The organism is Geodermatophilus obscurus (genome assembly GCF_900143215.1).
GTDB classification, from domain to species: domain Bacteria; phylum Actinomycetota; class Actinomycetes; order Mycobacteriales; family Geodermatophilaceae; genus Geodermatophilus; species Geodermatophilus obscurus_A.
Window position 1 is genome coordinate 12,573 of sequence record NZ_FRDM01000066.1, and the last position, 3,296, is coordinate 15,868.

Below are 3,296 nucleotides of genomic sequence, written 5' to 3' on the forward strand. Positions count from 1 at the left end.
CAGCCGGAGCCCGCATCTTGACCTCGGGTGCCTCACTCGAGGTGCTAATCGGCCCGGCCGGAGCGGGGAAGTCCTACACGCTGGCGCGCCTGGCCCAGGCATGGAAAGACGTCGCCGGCCACCGCGATGCGGTCGTCGGCCTCACCGTGAGCCAGAACGCCGCCGAGGTGCTCTGCGCCGAGGGCTTCGACCAGGCGACCAACTTGAGCCGGTGGTTCTCGATCCAAGAGCGCCTGGCCTCCGGCAAGCCCAACATCGAGGACCTGGGCTTCCGACTGCGCCGCGGGCAGCTGCTGGTCATCGACGAGGCCTCGATGGCATCGGCGGCCGACATCGCCCGCGTCGTCGACCTCGCCCGGCGCCACCAGGCCAAGGTCTTGGTTACCGGCGACCACCATCAGCTGGCCGCCATCGGTGAAGCCGCTACTCGACCACGCCCACCGCGAGCATTGCCGCCTCCAGAACTCGACTGACGACGACCGGGCGTCGAGCGGACTACTTCTTCTTGCGTCGCCGGGTCAGTCGTTCCCAGATCGTGGTCTTGGGGCTGCGACGAACGTGCCGGCGGCTGACGAAGCGACCGGTTATCGCGCTGCGCCCTCGGCCCTTCCCAGTTCCTCTCCTGGCCATCTCATCCCTCACGGATCACTCGGCTAGGTCCGCCGGTGACGTGCTCCCGGTCGGGCCTCATGTCAGGAGCCCGACGCTAGCCGGAGGGAGGGCTGAGGTGAACGCCGCGGCGTGATTGGGGCTGGCGGTGGTGGTGTTGGCGAGCTGGCCGTAAGGCCATCGCGGTCCTGACGGGCAGGTCGAGGTGGTCCACGTCGACCAGCTGGGGAGCTGTCCCCGGTGGTCACTTCCCGAGGTGTCGTGGGGCGGCTGGTCGAGCCGCTGCCGCTGAGGCGCTCTCCGAACAGACGCTCAAGCCGTACCAGCCGGTGGAACGACCGGCACCCCATGCCGGTCGTTCCGGCGACGACAGCATCCGAATAAAGGCCCTGAGCTGGGGTTTTGTCGGTGGTGGTGGTTAGCGTGGGGCTCGCCAACCCAGGGGTCTGACCAGCCCCGTGACACCGCAGGAGCACGCTGATGCCCACCAGTGCCATGTCCGCCTGTCAGGAGTTCGTCCGCGCGACCGTCCACCTCGCCGGGGAGGTGGAGATCGAGACCGGGCATGTCACCCGGTTCACCGTCGAGCATGTGCAGGCGCGGATCGGTTCGGCGCTGTTGTATCTGCTGGACTTCACCGCTGCCGCGGACTTCGCGCGCGCCGCGTTGGCCGCCGCCGAGCGCGCCGGTGGGCTGTTCACCGCCGGCGGGGCGGGGAGTCTGCCGGTCGAGTTGGTGCAGGCTGGGCAGGACAGCTCGGTGATCGTGCGAATGTGCGGCGCGCAGCCGGTGGCCTATCCGCAGGCCGTTGCCGGGTCGGTGAGCCGGCACGGCCGGGCGTACCTGACCTGTCAGGTGGGGGGTCTGGTGCTGGTGCTGCACGACGCCGAGGCGACCGGGCGGTTGGTGGCCGTGGCCGAGACGGTGCACCGGGTGGCGGCAGCGCTGTGGCCGGTGGCCGCCCAGACCCTGGCCGAGCGGGGACCGGATGGTGGCCGGGACCGGCACGCCGAGGCGTGGGAGCGCGGTCAGGCCGGTCGGTGAGCTCGCTCGGGGGCCGGGGGTCACCCCGGCCCCCGGGTCCGTCCCGCACGGCGCCGGTGGGCCCGCACGGTGCCGGCACCCCATGCCGGTTGTTCCGGCGGCTCCTACCGGCTGACTGCCGCGTTGACCTGCGGTTTCGTCGGTGTCCGCAGATAGCGTGACCCTCACCAACCCAGGGGTCTGACCAGCCCCGTGACCTAGCAGGAGACCACCATGCTTAGCAGCACTGCACCCATCACCGTCGTCGTTCTGGACGTCGAGGGCACCGCCGTCCGGGCGCGGTGGGTGCCGGAGGCCTGCGGCGGGGTGCTCGAGCGGCTGCAGGCCGCGGTGGGGGCTGCGTGGACGTGGTGGCGCTGGGTTCGGGGTTGGACATGTGGGTGCACGGCGAGGGGCTGTACGCCTGTGCGCTCAATCCGGTGGCCAGCGTGCTGGCCGCCGCGCTGGGGCGCGCTCGGCAGCCGTACTGCGGGACGGTGGTGTTCACCGGCGGGGCGGACGCCGCCGGCGCAGCGCTGGGCCTGACCGAGCGGGCCGCGGGGGAGTTGGTGCGGGTGGCCGGGCGGCTGCGGGCCGACCGGGCCGGCCTGGAGGAGGTGCGGGCGGCCGCGGAGCCGTTCCTGGCCGCCTACCGCTGACCGGTCGGCCGGCGGCGCCCCCGGTGGGGTGCCGCCGGCCCGATGGGTGCGCTCCTCGAGCTCTGGCGCTGGCTGTGCGCCTCGCGGGGCTGCTGCCGGCGGGTCCCCCACCTGCCGGTGACCGGGACGGCCGGCATGGGGTCGAGCCCGTGGTTCCGCTCGGGCTGAGGCCGGGCCTCGTGCACCGGCTCGGGTCGGCGGCGAGTCCGTCGTCCCGAGGCCGGCGGGGCATCGGCCGGGGTTGGTGGGCACCCGGGTCAGGCCCTGGCGCGGCGAGGTCACGGGATGGTAACGGCCGAGGTGCTGCGTGTTTTCGTTGGGCCGGGGTTCCCGGTGCCGGGGTGTCCCGTCCTCCACACCATTCGTTTCGGTTTCCACATGTTCTGTCGGCGGCCCGGAAGTGTCCGACTTGTGCCCTATTGTCTTTGTTGTTGTACCAATCCAGGGGCCTGACCAGCCCCGTGGTTTCAGGAGTGTGCGTGTCTGTGAATGCGATTGCTGCTGCTGTTGGTTCGGACCTCGAGGGGCGGGAGTGCTACCTGCCGGCTGAGGGGGTTGTCGGTGTGGTGGAGTCGGTGGCTGCCGGCAGGGTGCTGAGGGTGGTCGTGGACGGCTGCTGTGAGGAGGCCGGGGCCGGGGTGGTGGTGTTGCCGCGGTTGGGGGAGTCGGTGTGGCTGGCCCGGGGTGCCGGGGAGCCGGTGGTGGGGGTGTGGATCGGGCTGCGGGCGCCGCTGCCGGCCGCCGGGCAGGACGCCGCTGGGCAGCCGGCCGGTGAGCAGGCGGCTGATGGGCCGGTGACGGCGCGGGTGTTGGTCGAGGGGGCGGTGGTGGAGCACACCGCGCAGCCCTCGGCGTTCGATGCTCGCACCGCGGTGCTCACTGTCGAGGCCCCGGACGCGCCGGCGGCCCTCGAGGCGCCGGTTGCCCCGGCTGGGGCGCTGCGCGCGCTGGCGCAGTTGGCCGGTGCGCTGGACGCGCAGGCTGCCGAGCACGCCGCGCAGGTCG

General features: G+C 72.5%; 4 protein-coding genes. All 4 read left to right on the forward strand.

The features are described 5' to 3' along the window. A partial coding sequence (locus tag BUB17_RS27540; RefSeq protein WP_208983659.1) for an AAA family ATPase occupies positions 1-473 on the forward strand: 473 nt, incomplete at its 5' end. Between the two features lie 616 nt (positions 474-1,089). Beyond that, the gene (locus BUB17_RS24380) at positions 1,090-1,653 is read left to right on the forward strand and encodes a hypothetical protein (RefSeq protein ID WP_072921293.1); all 564 of its coding nucleotides are present in this window, start codon (positions 1,090-1,092) and stop codon (positions 1,651-1,653) included. A gap of 341 nt (positions 1,654-1,994) precedes the next feature. Continuing rightward, positions 1,995-2,291 (forward strand): DUF3846 domain-containing protein, encoded by a 297-nt coding sequence (locus BUB17_RS24385; RefSeq protein ID WP_072921295.1) that lies wholly within the window; start codon positions 1,995-1,997, stop codon positions 2,289-2,291. A gap of 575 nt (positions 2,292-2,866) precedes the next feature. Beyond that, positions 2,867-3,296 (forward strand): hypothetical protein (locus BUB17_RS24390; protein ID WP_208983661.1); only part of this gene is annotated, 430 nt, incomplete at its 3' end.

Excerpts from the sequence above, each read along its gene's own strand:
- BUB17_RS24380 (WP_072921293.1), top strand. The coding sequence starts at position 1,090 with ATGCCCACCAGTGCCATGTCCGCCTGTCAGGAGTTCGTCCGCGCGACC.